The organism is Pantoea sp. PvP021 (genome assembly GCF_054056055.1).
Genome location: NZ_JBSRXX010000006.1, coordinates 103,751 through 128,716 on the forward strand (window position 1 = coordinate 103,751; position 24,966 = coordinate 128,716).

At 54.1% G+C, this 24,966-nt stretch carries 25 protein-coding genes and 3 pseudogenes; 19 read left to right on the top strand and 9 right to left on the bottom strand.

Annotation, left to right across the window (positions count from 1 at the left end):
* Window positions 1–236: 236 nt before the first annotated feature.
* The 3 genes and pseudogenes from ACVKSX_RS16420 to ACVKSX_RS16430 all read left to right on the top strand — a co-directional run bounded on the left by ACVKSX_RS16420 (window position 237) and on the right by ACVKSX_RS16430 (window position 2,803).
* A complete protein-coding gene (locus ACVKSX_RS16420) occupies window positions 237–623 on the top strand; it encodes a hypothetical protein (protein WP_137229734.1) in 387 nt (128 codons plus the stop codon).
* A gap of 102 nt (window positions 624–725) precedes the next feature.
* A pseudogene (locus ACVKSX_RS16425) lies at window positions 726–2,588 on the top strand (VENN motif pre-toxin domain-containing protein); the annotation flags it as partial.
* The gene (locus ACVKSX_RS16430) at window positions 2,588–2,803 is read left to right on the top strand and encodes a hypothetical protein (RefSeq protein ID WP_010671622.1); all 216 of its coding nucleotides are present in this window, start codon (window positions 2,588–2,590) and stop codon (window positions 2,801–2,803) included. The pseudogene ACVKSX_RS16425 and the gene ACVKSX_RS16430, both read left to right, overlap by 1 nt.
* Before the next feature lie 43 nt (window positions 2,804–2,846).
* Here ACVKSX_RS16430 and ACVKSX_RS16435 read toward each other — a convergent pair whose 3' ends face one another.
* The gene (locus ACVKSX_RS16435) at window positions 2,847–3,098 is read right to left on the bottom strand and encodes a SymE family type I addiction module toxin (protein ID WP_010671623.1); all 252 of its coding nucleotides are present in this window, start codon (window positions 3,096–3,098) and stop codon (window positions 2,847–2,849) included.
* Here ACVKSX_RS16435 and ACVKSX_RS16440 point away from each other — a divergent pair.
* From ACVKSX_RS16440 to ACVKSX_RS16485, 10 genes and pseudogenes are all read left to right on the top strand, one after another.
* Window positions 2,980–4,795: pseudogene (locus tag ACVKSX_RS16440) on the top strand (VENN motif pre-toxin domain-containing protein); the annotation flags it as partial. The gene ACVKSX_RS16435 and the pseudogene ACVKSX_RS16440 overlap by 119 nt on opposite strands.
* A complete protein-coding gene (locus tag ACVKSX_RS16445) occupies window positions 4,795–5,145 on the top strand; it encodes a hypothetical protein (protein ID WP_132499535.1) in 351 nt (116 codons plus the stop codon). The pseudogene ACVKSX_RS16440 and the gene ACVKSX_RS16445, both read left to right, overlap by 1 nt.
* 129 nt (window positions 5,146–5,274) lie before the next feature.
* Window positions 5,275–7,104 (top strand): annotated as a pseudogene (locus ACVKSX_RS16450) (hemagglutinin repeat-containing protein); the annotation flags it as partial.
* A complete protein-coding gene (locus ACVKSX_RS16455) occupies window positions 7,078–7,734 on the top strand; it encodes a polymorphic toxin type 17 domain-containing protein (protein ID WP_080740542.1) in 657 nt (218 codons plus the stop codon). The pseudogene ACVKSX_RS16450 and the gene ACVKSX_RS16455, both read left to right, overlap by 27 nt.
* Before the next feature lie 5 nt (window positions 7,735–7,739).
* Entirely contained in the window at window positions 7,740–7,955 is a 216-nt protein-coding gene (locus ACVKSX_RS16460) for an Imm31 family immunity protein (RefSeq protein ID WP_050482658.1), read from the top strand.
* A 140-nt stretch (window positions 7,956–8,095) separates the two neighbouring features.
* Entirely contained in the window at window positions 8,096–9,541 is a 1,446-nt protein-coding gene (locus tag ACVKSX_RS16465; RefSeq protein ID WP_354439209.1) for a VENN motif pre-toxin domain-containing protein, read from the top strand.
* Window positions 9,538–10,011, top strand: coding sequence for a hypothetical protein (locus ACVKSX_RS16470; RefSeq protein ID WP_167430500.1), 474 nt, complete (start codon window positions 9,538–9,540; stop codon window positions 10,009–10,011). The genes ACVKSX_RS16465 and ACVKSX_RS16470 overlap by 4 nt, the downstream gene beginning before the upstream one ends.
* A gap of 138 nt (window positions 10,012–10,149) precedes the next feature.
* Window positions 10,150–10,338 (top strand): hypothetical protein, encoded by a 189-nt coding sequence (locus ACVKSX_RS16475; protein WP_073832249.1) that lies wholly within the window; start codon window positions 10,150–10,152, stop codon window positions 10,336–10,338.
* A 192-nt stretch (window positions 10,339–10,530) separates the two neighbouring features.
* Window positions 10,531–10,959, top strand: a complete 429-nt coding sequence (locus tag ACVKSX_RS16480; protein ID WP_137229829.1) for a filamentous hemagglutinin — start codon at window positions 10,531–10,533, stop codon at window positions 10,957–10,959.
* A gap of 11 nt (window positions 10,960–10,970) precedes the next feature.
* Window positions 10,971–11,318 carry an immunity 8 family protein gene (locus ACVKSX_RS16485; RefSeq protein ID WP_031593501.1) on the top strand — a complete coding sequence of 116 codons (348 nt, stop codon included), beginning with the start codon at window positions 10,971–10,973 and terminating at the stop codon, window positions 11,316–11,318.
* Window positions 11,319–11,376: 58 nt separating this feature from the next.
* Here the strand turns inward: ACVKSX_RS16485 and ACVKSX_RS16490 are convergent, their stop codons facing one another.
* Entirely contained in the window at window positions 11,377–11,700 is a 324-nt protein-coding gene (locus ACVKSX_RS16490; protein WP_010257495.1) for a SymE family type I addiction module toxin, read from the bottom strand.
* Window positions 11,697–11,921, bottom strand: coding sequence for a SymE family type I addiction module toxin (locus tag ACVKSX_RS16495; protein WP_010257490.1), 225 nt, complete (start codon window positions 11,919–11,921; stop codon window positions 11,697–11,699). The genes ACVKSX_RS16490 and ACVKSX_RS16495 overlap by 4 nt, the downstream gene beginning before the upstream one ends.
* Window positions 11,922–12,290: 369 nt before the next feature.
* Here ACVKSX_RS16495 and ACVKSX_RS16500 point away from each other — a divergent pair, with 369 nt between their 5' ends.
* From ACVKSX_RS16500 to ACVKSX_RS16510, 3 genes are all read left to right on the top strand, one after another.
* Window positions 12,291–12,575 (top strand): DNA-damage-inducible protein J, encoded by a 285-nt coding sequence (locus ACVKSX_RS16500; protein ID WP_010671631.1) that lies wholly within the window; start codon window positions 12,291–12,293, stop codon window positions 12,573–12,575.
* Window positions 12,572–12,871 carry a type II toxin-antitoxin system RelE/ParE family toxin gene (locus tag ACVKSX_RS16505; protein WP_010671632.1) on the top strand — a complete coding sequence of 100 codons (300 nt, stop codon included), beginning with the start codon at window positions 12,572–12,574 and terminating at the stop codon, window positions 12,869–12,871. Before ACVKSX_RS16500 ends, ACVKSX_RS16505 begins: the two co-directional genes overlap by 4 nt.
* A 570-nt stretch (window positions 12,872–13,441) precedes the next feature.
* Window positions 13,442–14,023: a hypothetical protein gene (locus ACVKSX_RS16510; protein ID WP_071785050.1), complete on the top strand. Its 582-nt coding sequence runs from the start codon at window positions 13,442–13,444 to the stop codon at window positions 14,021–14,023.
* A 242-nt stretch (window positions 14,024–14,265) separates the two neighbouring features.
* Here the strand turns inward: ACVKSX_RS16510 and ACVKSX_RS16515 are convergent, their stop codons facing one another.
* From ACVKSX_RS16515 to fdnG, 5 genes are read right to left on the bottom strand one after another with little or no spacing between them, the layout of a single operon-like run.
* Entirely contained in the window at window positions 14,266–14,877 is a 612-nt protein-coding gene (locus ACVKSX_RS16515) for a glutathione S-transferase (RefSeq protein ID WP_022624824.1), read from the bottom strand.
* Window positions 14,878–14,898: 21 nt separating this feature from the next.
* Window positions 14,899–15,822, bottom strand: coding sequence for a formate dehydrogenase accessory protein FdhE (gene fdhE, locus ACVKSX_RS16520; protein ID WP_010257482.1), 924 nt, complete (start codon window positions 15,820–15,822; stop codon window positions 14,899–14,901).
* Window positions 15,822–16,463, bottom strand: a complete 642-nt coding sequence (gene fdoI, locus ACVKSX_RS16525; RefSeq protein ID WP_010257478.1) for a formate dehydrogenase cytochrome b556 subunit — start codon at window positions 16,461–16,463, stop codon at window positions 15,822–15,824. The genes fdhE and fdoI overlap by 1 nt, the downstream gene beginning before the upstream one ends.
* The gene (gene fdxH, locus ACVKSX_RS16530) at window positions 16,463–17,362 is read right to left on the bottom strand and encodes a formate dehydrogenase subunit beta (protein WP_061901890.1); all 900 of its coding nucleotides are present in this window, start codon (window positions 17,360–17,362) and stop codon (window positions 16,463–16,465) included. Before fdxH ends, fdoI begins: the two co-directional genes overlap by 1 nt.
* 12 nt (window positions 17,363–17,374) lie before the next feature.
* Complete coding sequence (gene fdnG, locus ACVKSX_RS16535; RefSeq protein ID WP_354439212.1) at window positions 17,375–20,425, bottom strand: formate dehydrogenase-N subunit alpha; 3,051 nt, start codon at window positions 20,423–20,425, stop codon at window positions 17,375–17,377.
* 404 nt (window positions 20,426–20,829) lie between these two features.
* Between fdnG and fdhD the strand changes: the two genes are divergently transcribed.
* Window positions 20,830–21,654 (top strand): formate dehydrogenase accessory sulfurtransferase FdhD, encoded by an 825-nt coding sequence (gene fdhD / locus ACVKSX_RS16540; protein WP_010257467.1) that lies wholly within the window; start codon window positions 20,830–20,832, stop codon window positions 21,652–21,654.
* Here fdhD and ACVKSX_RS16545 read toward each other — a convergent pair.
* Complete coding sequence (locus ACVKSX_RS16545; protein ID WP_010257462.1) at window positions 21,651–22,427, bottom strand: DeoR/GlpR family DNA-binding transcription regulator; 777 nt, start codon at window positions 22,425–22,427, stop codon at window positions 21,651–21,653. The two genes, fdhD and ACVKSX_RS16545, sit on opposite strands and share 4 nt — an antisense overlap.
* Before the next feature lie 207 nt (window positions 22,428–22,634).
* Between ACVKSX_RS16545 and ACVKSX_RS16550 the strand changes: the two genes are divergently transcribed.
* Window positions 22,635–23,975, top strand: coding sequence for an aspartate aminotransferase family protein (locus tag ACVKSX_RS16550; RefSeq protein ID WP_010257460.1), 1,341 nt, complete (start codon window positions 22,635–22,637; stop codon window positions 23,973–23,975).
* A 282-nt stretch (window positions 23,976–24,257) separates the two neighbouring features.
* Complete coding sequence (gene sodA / locus ACVKSX_RS16555; protein WP_008926407.1) at window positions 24,258–24,875, top strand: superoxide dismutase [Mn]; 618 nt, start codon at window positions 24,258–24,260, stop codon at window positions 24,873–24,875.
* Window positions 24,876–24,966: the final 91 nt, after the last annotated feature.

The following is a 24,966-nucleotide window of genomic DNA, read 5'->3' on the forward strand; positions in this document are numbered from 1 at the left end:
TTTATGTTTTTATTGAGTCTATTTTTTCTATGGCAGCCGTCTCCAGTAGGGGAGGGGGTTTTTGCGGAGAAAAATTTAAATGTTGCATTAAATATGGCAGGAGTGGGGTTTTTATTGGGTATCATTTTATGGCTATCTTATTATTTACCGTATAGAAAAAGAAATTTGAATAAAACAAAAAGTTAATGCAGTCTGTTAAAAATAGGGTTAAGTTTAGATATGATGAGTGATGCCATATGACTGAGAAAATTTTAAGTATTGATATCGGTGTTCATTCCTTTAAAAATATTCAGCTAAAGGATATTAAGTATTTTTCTGGGGCGCTTGATCTGACTTTTTACTTATTTGATGAGGATTTTAAAAGTAATGTTATGGTTACTTTTGAATGGATACACTCCTTTCGTGTAACAGATGAAGGTGACTTGCTAAAAATGCAAGATGATCTGAATGGTCAGATGATTACAGGAATTTATACAGTAGAAGGATCTCATTATTTATCATGGTTTAATAAGCAAAGCGCCAACATCCATGATGGGGGTCCTATAAATCATTACTTAATAGTTACAGGCGATGATGTTATTGAAGTACTGTCTTCTGTTAGTCCAACAATAACATCTTGTTAATAGAAAGCCCAGTTTTCACGGCTGGGTTTTTACTTTATAACCAGTGAGTTACCCGATAATGGCCGCTACTCAATAAACCTCATCACTGTCACCGACAGCACCAGCAGCAGCGCGGGCGGCAGCTTCACCTTCGGCTCGATGACCGGGTCGGCAAACGTGAACGTGAGCCGGGATAAGATGCACAGCACCTGGCAGAGCGTGGCCGAGCAGACCGGTATCTTTGCCGGGAAGGGCGGCTTTGACGTCACGGTAGGTGAGCATACGCAGCTGAACGGCGCGGTCATCAGCTCAACGGCCACCGCCGATAAGAACCGGCTCGACACCGGCACGCTGGGCTTCGGCGACATAGAGAACCACGCGGACTACAGGGTGGAGCACCAGAGCGCGGGCATTAGCACGGGCGGCAGCATCGGCGGTCAGTTCGCCGGGAACATGGCGAACGGCATGCTGGCGGGGCTGAACGGCAGCGGCAGCGCGGACAGCACCACGAAGGCGGCGGTGAGTGAGGGCACCATCGTTATCCGCGATAAGGAAAAACAGGCGCAGGACGTGGCAGGGCTGAGCCGCGACGTAGCGAACGCGAACCCGGGGCTGGACGTCATCTTTGATAAGGAGAAGGAGCAGAACCGGCTGAAGGCGGCGCAGCTTATCGGGGAAATCGGGGCTCAGGCGGGAGATATCGCGCGGACGCAGGGCGATATCATTGCGACGCGGGCCGCAAACGAGAAAATGTCCGGCGCCACGCAGACCGACCGCGACAGAGCGCTGGCTGAGCTGAAAGCAAAGGATCCGACGAAGCAGTACAGCGCAAGCGACGTCAATAAACAGGTTTACAGCAACTACTATAATCAGGCGTTCGCGGAGAGCGGGTTCGGCACCGGCGGTAAGGTGCAGCAGGCCATCAGCGCGGTGACAGCGGCGGTGCAGGGTCTGTCGGGCGGGAATGTGGCTCAGGCGTTGAGCGGCGCGGCAAGTCCATATCTTGCTGAGCAGATACATAAGCTGACGGAAGGCAACCCGGAAGCGCAGGCTATGGCCCACGCGGTTGTCGGGGCGGTAGCGTCTTACGCATCCGGGAATAATGCGCTGGCGGGTGCAGCCGGAGCGGTCAGCGGCGAACTGATGGCGAAGCTGGTGATGAATCAGCTGTATCCGGGTAAAGCGGTCAGCGACCTGACGGAAACGGAGAAGCAGACCATCAGCGCGCTGGGGACACTGGTGGCGGGTCTGGCTGGAGGTATGACCGGAGACAGCACTGCGGACGCGGTGGCGGGCGCGCAGGCGGGACAGAACGCCGTTAATAACAACTTATTTGGTGGAACCGAAGCGGGACAGAAAAAGTTCGTGCAGAAGCAGGGTAAAGACGTGATGTCCTGTGCAGACGATCCTTCTTCAGTTAGCTGCCAGCGCGGCGAGGCGGTGAATAAAGCGATTGCGGGAGCGCTGGCAACTGGCGGCGTGGCATCTTTAACAGCTCCAGCGCAGGCAATGTGGGCACTGGGTGCAGGGGTTAATGCAGGCGCTCAGTACGCTGAAGATGGTACGGTGAACCCGGTTAACTCTGTTGTCGCTGGCTGGACAAACGTTATCACCATCGGAAATGGCCTGACCGGTACAGTGATCTGGAACGCTGTTGGAGGAGCCTTAACGAATCAAATCAATGGCGATGATCCGCTAACTGGTGCGATAACTAATGGTGCAGGATCGGCATTAGGTTATGGAGCCGGTAAATTGATCTCTTCAGGGACAAATGCCGCTGGTAAATGGATCACTGGTGGCTGGGATCCAAAGTTCAATCCTGACCTGCTGAAATATACCGAAGTCAAAGGACAACTGGGGATATCGAAGGAAATGCTGCCGAGCAAATATCCAAGTGCAGCAGGTAACGTTGGGGCTTCTTACGTTTCTGAGAAGTCAGGGAATATCCTACAGGATCAAATAAAATCGAATGGAGACGCCAACTAATGAAACTACTGATAAGTTTATTAATCAGTGTTGTTGTTATGATTTTATTTTGCATCTCGGCGACATTCATTCTCCGCCTGAGTGCTTATTTATTTGTCGGTGGTAATCTACTCTTCTCATTAGAAGATGTTAAGGGGTCAGCGACAACTGGCTCAATACTTGGAATAATGCTCAGCTTTGGTGTTTTTATTAGCAACAAACTAGCCAAGCGTTAATCATAAATCCCGGACACAAAGCCGGGATCCTTTTACCCACCAATCACACCTCAGCCAGCCGGATGATCAACTGTTCGCGCTCAACCATAACCTTAACCGGCTGCACGGTCTCAAACCCCGTCTCTTCCAGCCAGTAGCCCCTGAGGTTGATGCTGGGACAGCGGATGTAATACGTTAAGGGCGGCTTTGACGTGACGGTCGGTGAGAACACGCAGCTGAACGGCGCGGTTATTGCGAGTACGGCAGATGCCAGCCTGAATAAACTCGACACCGGCACGCTGGGCTTCGGCGACATAGAGAACCACGCGGAATATGAGGTGGAGCGCCGGGATAAGCACGGGCGGCGGCATCGGCGGTCAGTTCGCCGGGAACATGGCGAACGGCATGCTGGCGGGGCTGAACGACAGCGGCAGCGCGGACTCCACCACGAAGGCGGCGGTGAGCGAAGGCACGATAGTCATCCGCGACCCGTCGAAGCAGAAGCAGGACGTGGCAGAGCTGAGTCGCGACGTGGCGAACGCGAACCCGGGGCTGGACGTCATCTTTGATAAGGAGAAGGAGCAGAACCGGCTGAAGGAGGCGCAGCTGATAGGTGAAATCGGCAGCCAGGCGGGAGATATCGCACGGACGCAGGGTCAGATAGCGGGCCTGAAGGCGCAGCAGGATCCGGCGGCTCTTCAGGCGGCGCGTGAGCAGCTGTCGGCAAGCGGTAAGCCTTATACGGAAGCCGATATATCGCAGCGGGCGTATGACAACGCGATGAAGCCGTTCGGCACGGGTTCGTCGCTGCAGCAGGGCATCAGCGCAGTGACGGCGGCAGTGCAGGGCCTGTCGGGCGGGAACGTGGCGCAGGCGATAAGCGGCGCGTCGGCACCGTACCTGGCGGAAAAGATACACGAGCTGACCACGGACGCGAGCGGTAAGGTTAATGTTCAGGCGAACCTGATGGCGCACGCGGTGCTGGGTGCGGTAACCTCGTACGCGGCGGGCAACTCGGCGCTGGCCGGAGCCTCGGGCGCGGTGATGGGCGAGTACATCGCGCAGCAGCTGTATCCCGGCGTTAAACGTAACGACCTGTCTGAGGAGCAGCGCCAGACGATAAGCGCGCTGGGTACGCTGGCGGCGGGTCTTGCGGGCGGCGTCGTGGGTGACAGCACGGCGGATGTTGTGGCGGGGGCGCAGGCGGGGAAAAATGCGCTGGAGTTCAACTCGCTGAGTGGTGACAAAGCCCGTGAAACGGCGAAGCAGGTAGCTGAATCGCTGAAGAGTCAGGTCAGGGAAAAGCTGGGTGAGGGCACAACCTCTTCCATCGCCAACGGCATTATTAATGCGCTTGCTGATACCGGCGATGCGGCATTAGGTGGGGCAGATTACGGTGCTGATGCGGCAATGGCTCTTACCTCCTGCGCTATGGGTGATAGCTACTGTACCCAGGCGTTAAGCGATCTGTCGGGTAAAAATCAAGCTGCGGCAGATACGCTGAAAGCCCTGATGAAAAGCGAAACCTGGACAGCTGTTGCCGGGCAGGTTAAAGAAGCTGCACAAGGTAACCAGCTTGCTCTGGAAGCAACGGGTGGAATGTTGGCGGGGTTGTTCCTGCCAGGCAAGAAAATACCTGATGCTATTGCCATACAGACAATATCTAATTCTGTAGTTGATGCGAAAAAATTTGATTACCTTTTTGGAAGATCAACAGGAAATCCCCATACATTAGATCGCACAAATCAACTTTCTTTAGAAATGAAGAGATTAGGAGTTACTGATGATGTAAGTGGGCATGCAATGCTTGCTGAACACTTCACGACAGCAACAAAAAACCCAAGTAATATTGTGAAAAAATATACTGATCAGTACGGCAGTTTCGAAGTGAGGGAGTCTTTCTTTATGGGGCCTTCTGGTAAGGCAACAATGTTTGAAAGCACTTTTGAAGTTATGAGTAATGGTTCACATCGTTTTATTACTACAATACCGAAAAATGGAGCAACTCAATAATGTTTATAGAAAAAAAACCTGATGAGATAGAGTTACTCTCTTTTTTTGAAAGTGAGCCAGTTTCTTTTGAACGAGATAATATAAGCTATTTATATACGGCTAAAGATGAAAAAGGGGTGGTTATCGACTTCTCTTTCAGTGCTGTTGAAGGATGGATTCAGTACGCTATAAAACTTGATGGAAATGAACTTGTACATAATTCTATTGATGGAGTTAGTTCATTCAGTATAAAAAATGATAAATCAGGGGAGTATTTATTTACTGAAATAATTGCTAATGGAGTTATTACAAAGGTCGTGATACGCGTAAAGCCATATATATCAGCAATTAGTAGTTCTTTGATTATATGAAGAATCCCGGCCTTGTTGGTCGGGATTTTCTTTTTACGCTTTGAAAACCTCCACTTCTCGCCGCTGCAACTCTAGCACACAGAGTGGTGCGCTTACTTCCGGTTGTTCAGCGCTGACGATGCCGGACTCGGTGAGCCAGTCGCCGCCAATAATTACCTCGCCATCGGCGCGCAGCCGGGCAGCGCGGGCGACATCCTCGTGCAGGGCAGCCAGCTGAAGGCGGGCGGCAACCTGGGCCTGGATGCGTTGCGGGACATCCTGCTGCAGTCGGCGCAGAACACGCAGAGCAACGACAGTAAGAACAGCAGCAAGGGCGGCAGCGTCGGTATCGGCATCGGCGTGGGGTCGGGCGGCTATGGCATCAGCGTGTCGGCGAGCGTCAACGCGGCGAAGGGCAGCGAAAAAGGCAACGGGCTGACGCACAGTGAGACCACGCTGGACGCGGGCAACCGGCTCAGCCTGACCAGCGGGCGCGACATCACGCTCACGGGCGCGCAGGCCAGCGGTGAGAGCGTGAAGGTGGACGCGGGCCGCAACCTGACGCTGACCTCAGAGCAGGACAGCGACCGCTACGACAGCAAGCAGCAGAGCGCCAGCGCGGGCGGCAGCTTTACCTTCGGCTCAATGACCGGGTCGGCGAACGTGAACGTGAGCCGGGATAAGATGCACAGCAACTGGCAGAGCGTGGCGGAGCAGACCGGGATTTTTGCGGGCAAGGGCGGCTTTGACGTCACGGTGGGTGAGCACACGCAGCTGAACGGGGCGGTCATCAGCTCGACGGCCTCCGCCGATAAGAACCGGCTCGACACCGGCACGCTGGGCTTCGGCAATATTGAGAACCACGCGGAATATGAGGTGGAGCATCAGAGTGCGGGCATGAGCACGGGCGGCATCGGCGGTCAGTTCGCCGGGAACATGGCGAACAGCATGCTGGCGGGGCTGAACGGCAGCGGCAGCGCGGACTCCACCACGAAGGCGGCGGTGAGTGAGGGCACCATCGTTATCCGCGATAAGGAACAGCAGACGCAGGACGTGGCGGACCTCAGCCGCGACGTGGCGAACGCGAATCCGGGGCTGGACGTCATCTTCGACAAGGAGAAGGAGCAGAACCGGCTGAAGGAGGCGCAGCTTATCGGGGAAATCGGGGCTCAGGCGGGAGATATCGCGCGGACGCAGGGCCAGATAGCGGGCCTGAAGGCGAAGGACGACCCGGCGGCTCTTCAGGCGGCGCGTGAGCAGCTGGCGGCAAGCGGTAAGCCTTATACGGAAGCCGATATATCGCAGCGGGCGTATGACAACGCGATGAAGCCGTTCGGCACGGGTTCGTCGCTGCAGCAGGGCATCAGCGCGGTGACGGCGGCGGTGCAGGGCCTGTCGGGCGGGAACGTGGCGCAGGCGATAAGCGGCGCGTCGGCACCGTACCTGGCGGAAAAGATACATGAACTGACCACGGATGCGAACGGTAAGGTAAATGTCCAGGCGAACCTGATGGCGCACGCGGTGCTGGGTGCGGTAACCTCGTACGCGGCGGGCAATGCTGCGCTGGCCGGAGCCTCGGGCGCGGTGATGGGCGAGTACATCGCGCAGCAGCTGTATCCGGGGGTTAAGCGCAGTGACCTGTCTGAGGAGCAGCGGCAGACGATAAGCGCGCTGGGTACGCTGGCGGCGGGTCTTGCGGGCGGCGTTGTGGGTGACAGCACGGCGGATGTTGTTGCGGGGGCTCAGGCGGGTAAGAACGCGGTTGAGAATAATGCGCTGCACGCCGAAGGCGAGAAGCAGCGTCAGGATGCGAAGTGGTCGCTGCCGTATCTGGAAGCCGAAAAGAAACAGCAGGCTGAGAAGTTAATCAGTGACCTGAATGCGAAAGATAAGGCATTCGATGCAGCGTTAGACTCAGCCTGTAAAGGGCTTTCTTCAGCAGCCTGCCAGGGAATGCGGCAGGAACTGGCAGCGATGTCGAAGAGTTATGACCAGCAGCTCGACGGCCAGTATATCGGCACGATGGGCAGCGTTTATAAAGAAGGAAAAGGTCAGGTTGACGCGCTGATGTGGCAGTATGCCTCGGCGGATGCGAAAGCGGAGCGCGAAGCCAACGTTAACCGTATCGCTGAAAACTGGGGTGTGAGTAAGGAGACAGCAGACGGCCTCTATACCGCAATGGCTGGCGTTCATACCACAGCGGCGATTGGTGGCGCGGTTTATGGGATGAAGGGAAGTAGTTCGGCGCAGACAGGTAAGAATCCCGCTTATATAGAAGAGCCACCTTTCAATCCCTCAGGCACAGGCGGAGCTGCGCAACCGTGGTCGACTAAAGGTCGTATCAACTATGTTCAGCTACCGAATGAAGGTAAAATTCGTTATATACCGCCAGAGGGGTACTCTGCATCTCAACCTCTGCCAAGAGGCCCAAATAAAGGTTACATTGACAAGTTTGGGAATGAATGGGTTAAAGGCCCATCTCGTACAGCGGGCCAGGCATTTGAGTGGGATGTCCAGTTATCACGAACAGGTAAAGCTCAGTTAGGTTGGGCAACGCGAGATGGCTCTCACCTTAATATCTCCCTTGATGGAAAAGTTACGCATAAGTGAAAACTATGAAAATAGATTTTTATCAAGAAGTAGAAATTAAAGCGGATGCTAAAAATAGTAAGTACGCAAAATGCAAGGGAGTCGTTCTTGGAATCAGCGAGGAGGAGAATACTGTCTTTGGTTACTCTGTAGTAATTCATGGGAAAGAAAACACAGTGTACTTCGATAAAGATGATGTTTCCCCCACTGGTATTACCTTCAGTCGAGAAGACTTTTATTGATAAAAAGCCCGGCTATAATGTGCTGACTCCATAAAGTTGGACATCCAACAAGTAGGGGTTCACTTCATTAATAGCCGGTTTGTTTTATCAGCCCCTACGCAAAATGCCCGTCATCACGCTTAAACTTCGGCGCGTCACTGGTGCTGTGCATCGCACCAGGAAACTCCGTCAGCCACTGCGCCACCTTCTTCCGGTTGATGGGCACCACGCTTAAGCCCTCGACGCAGCCCCACAGTTCGCGGGTGGCGGGCCTGAAGGTGCAGAAAGATCCGGAAGCACTGGCGGCTGCGAGGGAAGAGCTGGTCAAAAAAGGGAAGCTGAACCCGACGGCAGATGAAATAGCGAAACAGGCTTACGACACGGCGATGAAGCCGTTCGGCACGGGTTCGTCGCTGCAGCAGGGCATCAGCGCAGTGACGGCGGCAGTGCAGGGCCTGTCGGGCGGGAACGTGGCGCAGGCGATAAGCGGCGCGTCGGCACCGTACCTGGCGGAAAAGATACACGAGCTGACCACGGACGCGAACGGTAAGGTTAATGTCCAGGCGAACCTGATGGCGCACGCGGTGCTGGGTGCGGTAACCTCGTACGCGGCGGGCAATGCTGCGCTGGCCGGAGCCTCGGGCGCGATGATGGGCGAATACATCGCGCAGCAGCTGTATCCGGGGGTTAAGCGCAGTGACCTGTCTGAGGAGCAGCGGCAGACGATAAGCGCGCTGGGTACGCTGGCGGCGGGTCTTGCGGGCGGCGTTGTGGGTGACAGCACGGCGGATGCGGTGGCGGGGGCTCAGGCGGGTAAAACGTCGCTGGAAAATAACGCACTGAGTGATATTGCGCAGGCGCAGTCTGAAGGTAAAACGCCGGAACAGAAGGCCGGTGAGTACGTTGAGGCGGAAAACGAACGCTATAAGAAGGCAAACTGCAGCGGCATGAGCGCCGAAGCCTGCTCGGTGAAGATGTATGAAGAGCGGCGTGAAGCGCTGAAAGATATGGCTTCGCTGGGTGCTGACTTCGTACCTGTTGTGGGTGATATCAAAAGCTTTGCGGAAGCGCAGTCGGCGCTTGATTACCTTGTGGCTGCAATCGGTATCATTCCTGGCGCGGGAGATGCGGCAGGCAAGGTCATCAGGGCAGCAGAAACGGCGCTGAAGAAAGGCGACGTGGCTGAAGCGTCGAAGCTGATTAATAAGGCCAGCGATGAAATATCAGGGCATTTACCGAGTCCTGGCCAAATATCTTTACCAAGCTCTGGAGTTGGATCTAATGCTGCATTCTCAGTTAACAATGCACAACTAGGTAAAAAGCTTGGAAAACACGTTGAAGATTTTGGTGGTAATGCATCGAACGCAGCAGATAGACAGCGTGTATTAGATATTATCAATGATATCGGTTCTCACCCGGATAAAGTTATTGCTGGAAAATTTGCGGGGCAAGGTACTGGAATTGGGGCCAGTCGTGGAGATGTATTTTTTAGGATCAAGGGTAATAATGTTGTTGTTACCAAACCAGATGGTAGCTTCGTCACTATCCTTAAAGATGGTATTAATAATACATCTGTAATAAATGCATTGAAGGGGGATCCGAAATGATTAATGTTGTGGGAGGATATCAAAAATGGGCTCGCAGTGTCGTTGGAAGAAAGCTTCTAAGGGTTAATGGGGTGATTTATTCGCTTGAAACTCATGATTTTAGTCACCCTCAGCAATTACAGCTTGTTTTTTCAGAAGTTGAAGAGATGGAGAGTTTTAAATGTGGAAGGAATGGCTCGACACTTGAATTAACAGACGTACCTCTCCAGGGAAATGATCTTGGCGAATATGGGAGAGAAACGGTCATTGATATTTCACACGTTTATCCGTTCGTTAATTATATCGAAAAAAAACTTTTAAAAGTATTTTTAATTTTTTCTTCATTAGAGGATGCATTTATAGGTGTAAAGCTGGTTTTTGAAGGTGAATTAATCTTGTTCATTATGAATGTTGGAGATGAAATAAGTATGTTGGAATCTTTGTCGTCATCATATGAACAAGACGAAGGTATTAAATATCAACACTTATAAATTAGAACCTAGACCTCAATTAACCGACGTTTTCTTAACTTTAATGATCAGATTTTCGCGTACAGCAGGTTCGGAATGGGGCGTAAGGCGTAGTAGGCCATCAGCATCGGCATGAGTTCAGGCGGCTAATGCATCAGCGTGTCGACGAGCGTGAAGGTGGATGCGGGCCGCAACCTGACGCTGACCTCGGAGGAAGACAGCGACCGCTACGACAGTAAGCAGCAGAGCGCCAGCGCGGGCGGCAGCTTCACGTTCGGCTCGATGACCGGGGGCGGCGAACGTGAACGTTACCGGGGCTGTCTGGTGGGAACCTTGCGCAGGCGATAAGCGGCGCGGCGGCACCGTACCTGGCGGAAAAGATACATGAGCTGACGACGGACGCGAACGGTAAGGTTAATATCCAGGCGAACCTGATGGCGCACGCGGTGCTGGGTGCGGTAACCTCGTACCATTCCTGGCGCGGGAGATGCGGCAGGCAAGGTCATCAGGGCAGCAGAAACGGCGCTGAAGAAAGGCGACGTGGCTGAAGCGTCGAAGCTGATTAATAAAGCAAGTGATGAAATATCGGCCTATAGTTCAGCTACCTATCTAAAACTGAAAGAAGATCTGATCCAGCAAAATCTGAATAATATCGCGAAGCAGGATCCCAGACTGGCGGCGGTTGTCAAAGGTGACAATGGGAAGCTGAACTATGGTGTTGGTACTGGCACTAAAGAGGAAGCTGATCGGCTGGGTAAAATTTGGGTGGGAGACGGAGCCAGACCAACAAGTGATGGCACAGGATTAGTCAGTGCTGATGGAACCAGAATTTATAGATCCCCTAAAGAAAAGCCAAATGCTCCGGATTCATTAAATCCAACGGTAACTCAGGCTAACTTTGAAAGTTATACAAAAAATATTGAAACAGGAAAAATGGATAAAACTGGTAACGGTCACTTGAATATTTAAGGGGAAAATAAATGAAAGCATCTCTGAGAAGTATTGGTTGTGATTGGCTTGATTTATCAAGTTATGAACCTGAAGAAGATGATTGTTTTCAATTTTTAGCCCATTTATGTATAGGGCCATCAGAAGAAAAAGGAATAAATCATTTTGAGGTTTATGTCTGTACCCCAGAATGGCTCTGCAAACACCACTGGCTACCAGAATTGATGCGCCATACGCTTCTGGTGCGTAAATACGATCTGGATGAGATCACCAAAACCATTACGGATTATATCGACCAGTGCGAAGGGAGAGACTGGATGGAGATAGCGCATAAACTCTCCCGCGTATTTGCCTGGGAATATGAAGATTATCAGCCTTAAACGTTAAATCCCGGCCAGTGAGCCGGGATTTTGCTTTTAATCCCTAAATCCTTCCCGCTTACCGCCGCTGCAACCGAATCACACCGGGTTCAGCGGTAATCTCCAGCTGTTCCACCTCAGTGATATCAAAGCCGGTCAGCCAGTCGCCGCCGATAACCAGCTCACCGTTCTCCCGCACCCATTCTGCACCTAAATCCTGCCTCTGCTGGCTGGCTTCACAGAGTACTTTCCACTCAGCTTCATCGATCACGGTTGTTACCGAAATCTTGTTATCGCGCAGCACCAGACGGATCGGCGTGTCGGTGGTGAAGCCGAGCGCGTCAAGCTGAGTGCCCGCGATGTTCAGCTCCGGCACCGACCCTTGGATAAGGCTGTTATTCATAAATCATCCTCCCTGACGGTCGCGATGCGGATAATCAGCTGGCCCTTTTCGGCGATGATGCTGACCGGCTGGCCTTTGATAAATCCCCACTGTTCCAGCCATCGTCCTTTGATGGTCAGTTGGGGTAATGGATTCGGTCTGCCACCGTTGGGGCGGTAACCAACGATGCTTTTGCGTGCTTGGGGTACAGCGGGTTCTGACGTAGAATCAGCTCTAGCCATAATTAACTCCAGTTCAGTTAGTTGTGGTCAGCGGGCTGTTGGTGTTCCACCACCTTCAGCTCGCGCTAAAAATCTCTCGTTACGTTCTTCCTTTTCTGTTTTCTCCTGTTCAAATATACACCGCCCGCTTTGTAAACTCGCTGAAAGCTAAGTAATAAACTGCGAGTCGTCTCTGAAAAACGGATTGTTTTTTCCATTTACTATTTCGTTTACATCCTCTTCCCAATACTCTCTTCAGCATCTGCAGCCGGCCATTTGTTTATATGGGTATGGCGATTTCCGGCATCGCATAAGAGTGAAATGATGATGACAGGGAAAAGGATGACAGGCATGATGACACCACAAATGACACCACGCGAGAGTCAGGTTATGAGTACTATCCACTTCAGGATTGATGAGGACGTTAAACGGCTGGCGATGCGGGCAGCAGAGCGCCAGAAGATGACGCTGACAGAGGTTATGCGTCAGCGAGCGGAAGAGTTGGCTGCTGAAGAGCGGCAATATCAGGATGGCCAACATGATGCATGGCTGGAAGAGCAAATCACGGCGGCATTCAGTCGTTATGAAGCCGGTGATAGCGAGTTCATCAGTAACGATGAAATGAATGCCCGCATGGAAGAACTGAAAGCGCAGGCCGCGCGGGGAACGTTGTGATATCAGCCGTTCAATGGGAAAAACAGGCGCAGGCAGACAGGGAGACGATATTTCGTTATCTGTATCGTGAGGCAGGCCTGCTGGTAGCCAGTGCAACAGACGATAAGTTTACCCATATGGCCAGTCTGCTTAGCGAAAACCCGCGGGCCGGAACAAAAGTCGGCACAGAAAAACAATATAAACTGGTGGTGCCACGCTTTCCGTTCATCATCATCTATGTTGCCGAAACAGATGGCGTTTGCATCCTGCGAGTACTTCATACATCCCGGAAAATATCAGGCCGCTATCAAAGATAGTTAGCCTGTTCATCCAGCATCAGATTGTCAGGCATAAGAACGTCGTCAGACAGAACGGCACGCTTCAGAGCTGAATTAGACAATTAGCCCCCAAACCGCACCTTTTAATTTTTCACCTGCCATCTACAGCACACCATCACGCCGCAGGCGGCGTCGTCCTTGCAAAGCTTTCACGCTGAAACAGTGTTTCCGCCAGACGGTGTCGGTGAAGGGGCTGACGGGTAAGAACCTGGCGCAGGTGGTAAGCGATACGGATGCAGTTTGCTTGGCAACGCAGATAAATAAGCTGACGGAAGACTATTCGGAAGTACAGGCGATAGGGGCGCGTTGCTGGGTACGGTAACCTCTTATGCTTCTTGCAACTCGGCGCTGACAGGCGTACCGGACGGTGTCAGTGACGAAGTATAATAAAAATACGCTCTAAAACCTATAGTCAACTAGCAAAGTGAAAGTGAGTTTTCGCTAATTCCATTAGCAAATTGAATTGTTTGAAAGTATATTTATGAGAAGATAGCTCACTAACAACCAGAAGTTAAAATAAGTTTTAGTGTTATATAAGGAAAGATTAAAATGCATGGAAGCCGTTTTTTTTCTGGCTATGAAAAAGGCAATGTTAAACGCTATTTATTACTCTCCGTTTTTTTCATCATATTCGCAGCATGGCTATGGTATCTGATGTGGTCAACTGGCGTCGCAAGTCGTGTTGTATTAATGAAGAGTGTTCCCGAGTGGACAACATACATTACTGTTGCATCAATAGTAGGTCTTGTTTTTTCGGGGCGAGTTGTTTATTTTAGACCAGTTGGTGAATCAGCTATCTATGTACTGAAAGCTTTTGGATGTGGCTTTTCTATTGGTCTTATATGCATTCTAAATTGTTACAGTGTCTATGTTTATATCGCTCCTGGTAACATTGTTCAGTATGAGTCTGAATACGAGGTTACGTTTCCAGGTCCGGCAGTTGGGAAATATAGCCATTGTGAAGCTGGTTTGTGGATTAAAGATGCTCACACAAAAAGATGGCTTCAACTTTGTACAAATCGTACGAATTTATACAATGACAGGAAGCAAGGTATGACTAAAGTATGGGTGACGGCTCATACTAATAAAATAGGGTCTTACATTATAAATTATAAGTTCACTTATGATTAATTTTAAAACAACTATACGCATTAATTATTATTTTTATAAATCCGGGTTAACTGAGTGATAGTTAAAATTTCCGAGCGGAAAGTCCAGAGGCAGGAATGAAGATAATCCAGTAAAATTAATATTCGTGGGCTTTTACTGATCTATAGCCTGGCTCCAGATTTCTGCTGCTCTTAATGAAGTCATTACCTTGACATGGAGCCAGACACCATTGTCCTTCTTAATGGTTCTGGCTCAGCACACCATCACGCCGCAGGCGGCGTCGTCCTTGCAAAGCTCTCGCGCTGAAACAGTGTTTCTGCCAGTTTCACCAGCGCGGGTCGTTCGACACACCAGTTCGGCACTACGCGACGGAAATTGAGATAGCCGATCATGCAACCAGTGGCGATATCCGCCAGATTGAGCTGGCCGTTGTTAAGCCATTTCCCCTCTGCCGCCTTCGCTTCCAGCATGTCGAGGCTGCGCTGAATCTTTTCACGATTGCGCAGCAGCACCTCTTCCGACTGTAAATTTCCCGGACGCATCTGCTCGCGCACGATCACCAGCGCGGCATCGCTGACGCCATCCGCCAGCTTCTCCAGCTGACGGATGTTAAGCGATTCAAGCGGATCGGCAGGCAGCAGAGCAGGCTCCACGCCACGCAGTTCCAGAAACTCCGCAATGATGCTGGAATCGAACCAGATTTGCTTATCGTCAGCGACCAGCGCCGGAACTTTGCCCAGCGGATTGTAGTGCGGCACATGGCTGTCATCGCTGTAAGGCGATGCGTTAACGAATTCAAAAGTAATGCCTTTTTCCAGCATGATAATCGAAATCTTACGCACAAACGGGCTGGTATAGCTGCCAATCAGTTTCATCGGGTTCTCCAGAGTCAGTGACTATTCGCCAGGAAACATAAAGGGATTGAGACTGCTGCGTGCGAAGCCTTCCTGCTCCATTCTGGCATCCAGTATCAGCGATGCCAGGTCATCTGCCACCGGTTCAATGGCCGGATCTTTCTCCTGATAGAGCATCTTCAGGTAAGTGCCGCAGTCGCCACAGCTCTCTGCTTTCACCGCCGCCCGTTCGCTGTCGATCGACCAGTAGTGCAGATCACGGGACTGTTCGCACTGGGTACATTTGCTGCGCACCACATGCCATTCACTTTCGCATAGATTACAGTGCAGATAGCGCGCGCCTTCATGACTGCCCATATGCACCACGCTGGCGACCGGCATACTGGCGCAGACCGGACAAAACTGACGCTGATCGCCCATCTCAGCGCGTGCTTTGCCTGGGATCAGGGCCGCCATCTGCGCCCAGTAGAGCGAAAGCGCCGCCCAGATAAAGGGCGCTTTGTCGCTGCTGACCAGCGCATACTCACCGGTAAACAGCGCGCTGGCCAGCGTTTCCAGCTCGGTGGCGGACGCCTTCTCCAGATTCTCCAGCACCGCCAGTGCCTGACCGCTCATCTCTGGCTTCAGCTCGGCAATCAGTGAATGCAGCAGTCGCTGCCAGTGGGGATCGCGCGGCAGGGTATGAATATTCAGCGGCGGCTTGCCCTCGCTGGCGCTCTGCGTCAGGCGGGCATGCAGGTCGATGTGCAGCGGATGGTCATACAGCACAATCTCCTGCGCTTCAGCGATCACCGCCGCAAAGCGCAGGTAGTCGCCGAGTGGGTTTTTCGCCGCCAGGTCACGCAGTCGCGCAGCACGACGGCTGTATAAATTTTTCAGCCGTGGAAAAAGTAACGGCGGAATCATCTCCGCCGTTGTCTTTTCGCCTTTCTCCAGCTGATCTTGCGGGATTATGCGAATACTCATCAGGGGCGTTTTTCCTGTTTTATTGGCGGATTACGCTGCTCGCGATACCAGCGAGGATGGTGCTGCCTGGCCCATTCGGCGCTGACCCAGCCTTCCACCATCGCGGTCAGTGTGCCTTTGACCCACAACGCAGCATAAATGTGCACCATAATGACGATGATTAGCGCCACCGCTGACACCGAATGTACCACCAACGCCAGACGAATCAGCGGAATGGCGAAGGCATCGGCAAAGTAAGGTCGCCAGATCACGATGCCACTGGCAAGCAGCAACACTAAGCTGATAATAGCAGCCCAGAACACACACTTCTGACCAAAGTTATATTTACCGGTATCACCCACCTCTTCATTCAGCGCAATCCGGTGAATGTTTCTGGCCCAGTAAAGGTCATCGCGATTAATCAGGTTGTGTTTCCAGTAACGCAAAAACATCAGCATAAAAGCAACGAACATCACCACGCCGACAAAAGGATGCAGAATACGCGCCAGCTGTGGTGTGCCAAATATCTGCATCAGCCAGTTGAACGACGGAAAGAAAAACCCTAATCCGCTTAACGCGGCCATGACAAAGCAAATCGCGACAATCCAGTGATTGATGCGTTCGGGTGCGCGGTAACGCACCAGATGATCGGGCTTTTTCATTATTTGCGCTCCTCAGGGTGATCGTCGTTGTCGTCGTGCTCATCAGTGACGCGATTCGGGCCAACGCCAACATAGTGAAAAATAGAGGCGGCGAACGTAGCGGCAAAACCCACCGCCGCCAGCGGTTTCCAGATCCCCTTCCAGAAGGTCACCGTCGGGCTGATGCCCGGGTTAGCAGGCAGACCGTGGTAGAGCTGAGGCTTGTCGGCATGATGCAGCACATACATTACATGGGTGCCGCCCACGCCTTCCGGGTTGTAGAGGCCAGCCTGCGCAAACCCGCGCGACTTCAGCTCCGCCACGCGCTCCTCCGCCAGCGTGAGCATGTCGCTTTTGCTGCCGAAATGAATGGCGCCGGTCGGACAGGTCTTCACACAGGCAGGCTCCTGGCCGACGCTGACGCGATCCACGCACAGGGTGCATTTGTAGGCGCGGTTATCCTCTTTGTTGAGCCGCGGCACGTTGAACGGGCAACCCGCAATGCAGTAGCCGCAGCCGATACACTGCTCAGACTGGAAATCGACGATGCCGTTGGCGTACTGAATAATGGCACCTGCCGACGGACAGGCTTTCAGGCAGCCGGGATCGGCGCAGTGCATGCAACCATCTTTGCGAATCAGCCAGGCCAGCTTGCCGTTCTCTTCAACTTCCGAGAAGCGCATCACCGTCCAGGATTTTGCGGTCAAATCGGTAGGGTTGTCATAGACCCCGATGTTATGACCGACTTCATCGCGGATGTCGTTCCATTCGGAGCAGGCGACCTGACAGCCTTTGCAGCCAATACAGGTGGTGACGTCAATGAGCTTCGCGACTTCACGCTGGTGATCGCGCGCCTGTGGCGGTGGGGTAAAGCCGTTGGTCGCTGAGCGACGGATAATATCTTGTGATTGATAAGCCATTGTCATCTACCGTTACGCTTTTTCCACTTTCACTAAAAATCCCTTGTACTCCGGGGTCTGCGAGTTGGCATCGCCAACCGACGGCGTCAGCGTATTGGCGAGGAAGCCTTTACGCGTGGTGCCTTCAAAGCCCCAGTGACAGGGAATACCCACGGTATCAACCGGCTTGCCGTCAATCATCAGACGCTGCAGACGACGTGTTACCACCGCTTTGGCTTTGATATAGCCACGGCGCGACGAGACCTTGACGCTGTCTCCGGCCTTGATGCCTTTCTCCTCTGCCAGTTCGGTGCCGATTTCAACAAACTGCTCCGGCTGCGCAATCGCGTTCAGCAGGGCATGTTTGGTCCAGTGGCGGAACAGTTCGGTGATGGAATAGGTGGTGGCGACGCAGGGATAGTCAGCGGCCTCGCCCAGTTGCGCGGCGTCGCTGCTGAACAGTCGAACGACCGGACTATGACGCTGCTGCGGATTCATAGGATTGTCGGCGAGCGGGCTTTCCATCGGTTCGTAATGTTCCGGGAAGGGGCCGTCGGCCATCTTATCGAGCGCAAACAGGTGGCCAAGACCATCGGGCTGCATGATAAACGGACCGGCCTGCTGCTGCGGCGACAGCGTTACCGGATAATCCGGCACGTCAATGCCGTGCCAGCGAGTGCCATCCCACTCAATCAGGCGGCGATTCGGATCCCAGGCTTTACCCTGCGCATCCGCGGAGGCGCGGTTGTAGAGAATGCGGCGGTTAGCCGGCCACGCCCAGGCCCAGCCGGAGACCGCGCCCAGCCCCGATGGGTCGGCGTTGTCGCGTCGTGCCATCTGGTTGCCTTCCGGCGTCCAGCTGCCGCTGTAGATCCAGCAGGCGCTGGCGGTGGTGCCGTCGTTACGCAGCTCTGAGAAGCCGTTGAGCTGCTGGCCTTTTTTCAGCAACAGCTTGCCGCTGGCGTCGTAAATGTCGGCCAGCGCCTGACCGTTGTTCTCCTGCGCCACCTCTCCCGGCTCAGGATTAGACGGATCGCGGTAGTCCCAGCGCATTGCCATCAGCGGTTCAGGGTTTGCTCCGCCTTCCAGGCGATAGAGCGCGCGCAGACGCATGAACAGATTGCCGAGGATTTTACCGTCGTGCAGCGCTTCAGCGGGCGGCTCCGCGGCCGCCCAGTGCCACTGCAGCCAGCGCGACGAGTTCGCCACCGATCCCGACTCTTCAGCGAAGCAGGAAGAGGGCAGACGGAACACTTCGGTCTGGATTTTCGAGGGATCGACATCGTTGAACTCGTCGTGATGCTGCCAGAAGCTGGCGGTTTCGGTGCGAAGCGGATCGATCACCACCATATATTTGAGGCGGGACAGTGCCCGGACCGCTTTATTTTTGTCCGGGAAGGCGGCCAGCAGGTTGAAGCCCTGAATCAGGCAACCATTGAGCGCGCCCTGTTCCATCATCTCCGCCTGCGCCATGCAGTCGTAGCTCTTATCCCACTTCGGCAGCCAGTCGTAGCCCCACTGGTTTTCCGCTGTGGCCTTATCGCCGTAGAAACTCTTCATCAGGCTGACGAAAAATTTGTCGGTGTTCTGCCAGTAGTTGACCTGATCCGGCAGTGCCGCAACCGGTGTGACCTGCTGCAGGTAGGTTGCCAGGGTGGTCATCTTCTCGGAGGGCAGTGGCAGATAGCCCGGCAGACTCTGCGCCAGCAGGCCGAGATCGGTGTAGCCCTGCACGTTGGAGTGGCCGCGCAGCGCGTTAATACCGCCGCCTGGCATCCCGATATTACCCAGCAGCAGCTGAATCATCGCCGCCGTGCGGATAATCTGCGAACCGTTGGTGTGGTGGGTCCAGCCCAGCGCATAGAGAATAGTCGCGGTGCGATTCGGCACACAGGTTGAGGCCAGCTGTCTGCACACCGCAATAAAGGATTCCTTCGAGGTCCCGCACAGGCGCGTCACCATTTCCGGGGTGTAACGGCTGGCATGGGTTTTCAGCAGATTCAGCACGCAGCGTGGGTGAGTGAAGCTCTCATCGCGTCTTGCATGGCCGTTTTCATCCAGCTCATAGTGCCAGCTCTGACGATCGTACTGACGGGTTTCAGCATTGTAACCGCTGAACAACCCGTCGCTGAAGCTGAAGCCTTCGCTGACAATCAGTGCGGCATTGGTGAAGGCGCGAACATACTCCTGCTGAATCTGATTGTGTTGCAGCAGATAGTTGATCACTCCCATCAGGAAAACCACATCGCTGCCGGCACGCAGTGGCGCGTAGAGATCGGCGACCGCCGCAGAGCGGTTAAAGCGTGGATCGACCACGATGACCTGCGCATTGTTATGGGTTTTGGCTTCAATCACCCATTTAAAGCCAACCGGATGCGCCTCGGCGGGGTTGCCGCCCATGATCATCACCACATTGGCATTTTTGATGTCGTTCCAGTTATTGGTCATCGCACCGCGACCAAAGCTGGGGGCCAGCGCGGCCACGGTCGGGCCGTGACACAGGCGCGCCTGGTTTTCCAGCGCCAGAATACCCAGCGAGCGGGCAAATTTCTGATCGAGCAGGCCGGTTTCATTACTGGCGGCGGAAGAGCAGAGCATGGAGGTGGTCGGCCAGCGGTTTACCGTCACGCCAGCGGCGTTGGTGGCCTGGAAATTGGCATCGCGATCCTGCTTCATCAGGCGGGCAATGCGGTCAAATGCCTCATCCCAGCTGATGCGCTGCCATTTATCCGAGCCTGGCGCGCGGTATTCCGGGTATTTCAGGCGCTGTTCACTGTGAATAAAGTCGAGCACGCCCGCGCCTTTGGGGCAGAGCGATCCACGACTGACCGGATGGTCAGGATCGCCTTCAATATGGTAAATCGAGGCGCGGGCATTTTTAGCGCCATCACCCAGGCTGTAAATCAGCATGCCGCAGCCGACTGAACAGTAGGTGCAGTTATTACGTGTCTCTCTGGCGCGAATGAGTTTGAACTCTCTGACGCTGGCTAAGGCTGTGGTGGGGGCAAAACCGAGTAACGCCGCGCTGGTGCCCGCCAACCCGCCAGCACAGATTTTGAAAAAACTCCGTCTGTTAATTTGCATTTTATCGTTCTTCTTTATTGGCTCCATTGCGAAGCCTTGCAAAATAGCAGCCCTATCTGCCTGTAAGTTGACCAGGGTCAACAGGTTAGTCATTAGTAATTCTTTTTCTAAATTTTGTTAAAAATCCTCGGCAACCAATTCCCGGCGCAAGCAGATTTCCCGTAGCGGCAGATAATTACTGTTGTTTTATGCTTACCGATGTTAAAGCCTGAAAGATACCCATTCTCATTCTGCCCGCCAGCAGGCGTGGCTGCGCCTTTCCCGGTGAGAAAACCGCATGAATTGCCCCGCTGTTTATTTGCGCCGCACCGGGCCAGAAGGCAAAATTAGTCTGCGTCTGATCACCGCTGTGCAGCCGTACTGACTGTCGCATTTCATTATTTATTAACAACAGGTCGTACTTTTTGAAAGCTATCCAGCCTGACTCAGGCGAAGATTTAACAATTCAGGCCGGCGTCAGCAGAACGCAGGTATGGCAGCGTGCCGATTTGACCGCAGCAGAGTCTGACTGGCTGGCGGACGAGGTGCCGGTGGCGCTGGTTTACAACGGCATCTCTCACGTGGTGATGATGACCACGCCCAAAGATCTGGAGGCGTTTGCGCTGGGTTTTTCGCTGTCAGAGGGCATTATCGACGCGCCAGGCGACATTTTCGGCATGGACATCGTGCCGGGCTGTCACGGCATTGAGGTTCAGATTGAGCTTTCCAGCCGTCGTTTTATGGCGCTGAAAGAGCAGCGTCGTGCGCTGGCAGGCCGTACCGGCTGCGGCGTGTGTGGCGTTGAACAGCTGGACCAGATTGGCAAGCCGCTCTCTCCGCTGCCGTTTACCCAGACCTTTGCGCTGGATCAGCTGGATCGGGCGCTGGGCCAGCTGAAAGCATATCAGCCGGTCGGACAGAAAACCGGCTGCACCCATGCTGCCGCGTGGATCCAGCCTGATGGTCAGCTGGCCGGTGGCTGTGAAGATGTGGGTCGCCATGTGGCACTGGATAAGCTGCTGGGCTATCGCAGCCAGGCTGAGTGGGGGCCAGGCGCGGTGCTGGTCTCCAGCCGCGCCAGCTATGAAATGGTGCAGAAGTCCGCCATGTGCGGGGTTGAGATCCTGTTCGCAGTCTCGGCAGCGACCCGCCTGGCGGTTGAGGTGGCTGAGCGCTGCAATCTGACGCTGGTCGGGTTCAGTAAACCTGGACGCGCTACGGTTTACAGCCATCCTCAGCGGCTGCGTTAAACCACCATCACCTCTGGCAGCGTCTGCTGCAACGCCTCAAGGGCGGCACTGTTGTCGCCGCCACTATCCGTAATCAGCAGGTTGATCGCCGGTGACGGCGCGTAAACCGTGCGGCTGACTACCCCCAGTTTGGTGTGATCGGCCAGCAGATAGCAGGAAGTGGATTGCTGCACCATCGCCCTGGCGATGGCCGCTTCGTGCGGATGAAAACTGCTGGCACCACAACCCGCCTCAATGCCAACCGGCGACAGCAGCGCCACATCGGCGCGATAGCGGATAATCTCACCCACGGTAATTTCGCCGCGCGTCTGTTGTGCGCCCGCCGACATCGTCCCGCCCAGCAAAATAATCTGATTATTCAGCGGCTGATCTTCTTCTCCGGCGCTCAGCGCCAGCGCGGCCTGCAGGCTGTTGGTCACAATCGTCAGGCCGGAAAGGGCGTGCAACTCCTCTGCCAGCAGCGTGGTGGTGCTGCCCGCATCCAGAAACAGCGTCTGTCCGGGCTGCAGCAACTGCGCAGCGGCGCGGGCGATGGCGCGCTTCTCCCGGGTCTGGGTACTGCGGCGTTCCGTCAGCGGCGGTTCAGCCCGCGTTTCAATCGCCACCAGCCCGCCGTGAACGCGGCGCGCCAGACCCAGCGCTTCCAGCTCAATGATATCGCGGCGCGCGGTTTCGCGTGAGACCCCCAGCTCCCTGATAATGCGCTCGGTACTCACCTGGTTAAGCCGGGTCAGTAAGGCACGGATGCGATGAAGGCGCGTTTCCTGCAGCATAGAGGTTTCCTTTTAAAGCGCGAAGATCACGGATGATACGCCAGTGAAGCGAAAGATTCCGTCTGAATCAGGGAGCAAGCTTAGCGTGGCGATCTGCCTGCGTCATGTGTATTTTATTGCATTTGTGTATTTGGTTGCATTTTAGATTCAGGCAGGCATGATAAAGGCGTCAGCTCTTCCTCCTTCATCCTTGTAACGGGAGTCATTATGGCCACGCGTTCCACCATTATGGATACCAACAGTTTCCGCGCCGAACATGCCGATGCACTCGACAGCGATACGCGCAAACTCACCGATAAACGCAGCAAAGTGCTTGGCGAATCTTATCGCCTGTTCTATCGCAAACCGGTGCATCTGGTGCGGGGTGAAGGGCAATATCTGTGGGATGCGGCGGGCGATAAATATCTCGACGTCTACAACAACGTGGCGAGCATCGGGCACTGTCATCCGGCCGTGACTGAGGCGGTGACTCAGCAGATGAAAATGCTGAACACCCACACCCGTTATCTGCATGAAAATATTCTGGACTACAGTGAAGCGCTGCTGGCGACTACGCCTGAGGCGATCGATCGCGCGATGTATATGTGCACCGGATCGGAAGCTAACGACCTGGCGATTCGCGTGGCGCGCGCCTTTAGCGGCGGCAGCGGAATTATTGTCAGTAAAGAGGCCTATCACGGCACCAGTGAGCTGACATCCGGCGCTTCTCCGGCGCTGGGCAGTGGACAGCCGCTGGCGCCCACCACGCGGCTGGTGATGCCACCGGATGCGTATCGTGTGGACGCGCCTGACCTGGGCGACTGGTTCGCTGACCAGATTCAGCAGCAGATTGATGATATGGCGGCGCACGGCATTAAATTTGCCGGATTCCTGGCGGACTCAATCTTCTCCTCGGACGGCGTGTTGCCCGATCCGCGCGGCTTCCTGAAAAAAGCGGTCGAGGTGGTGCATGCCAACGGCGGCATCTTTATTGCCGATGAAGTGCAGCCTGGTTTTGGCCGTACCGGCGACGCGTTCTGGGGCTTTGGCCGCCACGATGTGGTGCCTGACATCATTACCACCGGCAAGCCAATGGGCAACGGCATTCCGGTTTCCGGCCTGCTGGCAAAAAGTGAAGTGCTGGCCGCCTTCAGCGACTCAATTCCCTACTTCAATACCTTTGGTGGTAACCCGGTCGCGATGGCGGCGGCGCAGGCGGTACTGAAAGTGATCACCGAAGAGGGGTTACAGGAACACAGCCGCGTGGTCGGCGCGAAGCTGCTGGCGGAGCTGCGAACCCTGATGGATCGCTATGAGTGCGTGGGGGATGTGCGCGGTGCCGGACTGTTTATCGGTTTTGAGCTGGTCACCGATCGTCACAGCAAAACGCCGGACAAAACGCTGGCGCTGGATTTAATCGAGAAGCTGCGTGAACATCGCGTGCTGACCTCGGTCGCCGGCCCGTATGGGAATGTGCTGAAACTGCGTCCGCCACTGGCGTTCCAGGAAGGGGATATCGACTGGCTGGTCGGCGCGCTCGACAGCGGGCTGCGCGAACTGGGCAGGTAACGCGCAGGGCAGGGCAGATGCGGCGTTCGGGCGGGATGAGTGCCTGCTGGTGGTGCTGGCAGAGTGCTTCGCTCTCCCTGTCTGATAAAGCTGAAAAGGCGGAGTCAGCAGCAGCATGCTGTAAAAACAACGGGTTGCTTTTGCCAGATTTCTCAAATCCTTATGGTTAATAGGGCATTGATTACCCTTTTACGCTACATGAATTTAACTATAATGATTCGACTGCTTACGCGGCACGTCCCGAATTCGTCGTGCTGCTCAAACTAAATGGAGAGGAAGAACATGAGTTATTCACTGCCATCCCTGCCTTACGCATACGACGCACTGGAACCGCATTTCGACAAGCAGACGATGGAAATCCATCACACCAAACATCACCAGACCTACGTGAACAACGCTAACGCGGCGCTGGAAGGCACTGAATTTGCCAATCTGCCGGTAGAAGAGCTGATCACCAAACTGGATCAGCTGCCAGCAGACAAAAAAGGCCCACTGCGTAATAACGCAGGCGGCCACGCTAACCACAGCCTGTTCTGGAAAGGCCTGAAAACCGGCACCACGCTGCAGGGCGACCTGAAAGCGGCTATCGAGAAAGATTTCGGTAGCGTGGAAAAATTCCAGGAAGAGTTCGAGAAAGCGGCTGCGACCCGTTTCGGCTCAGGCTGGGCGTGGCTGGTTAAAAAAGGCGACAAACTGGCTGTGGTGTCTACCGCAAACCAGGACAACCCGCTGATGGGTGAAGCGGTTGCTGGCGTTTCTGGCTTCCCAATCATCGGTCTGGACGTGTGGGAACACGCCTACTACCTGAAGTATCAGAACAAACGTCCTGACTACATCAAAGCATTCTGGAACGTGGTCAACTGGGACGAAGCAGCAGCCCGCTTCGCAGCTGCCCAGTAAGTTAACCCAGTGTTAACGTGATAACGATAAACCGGTGGAATTTATTTCGCCGGTTTTTTTATCTTTAAATTCTGTCGTCCCAGATTAAACC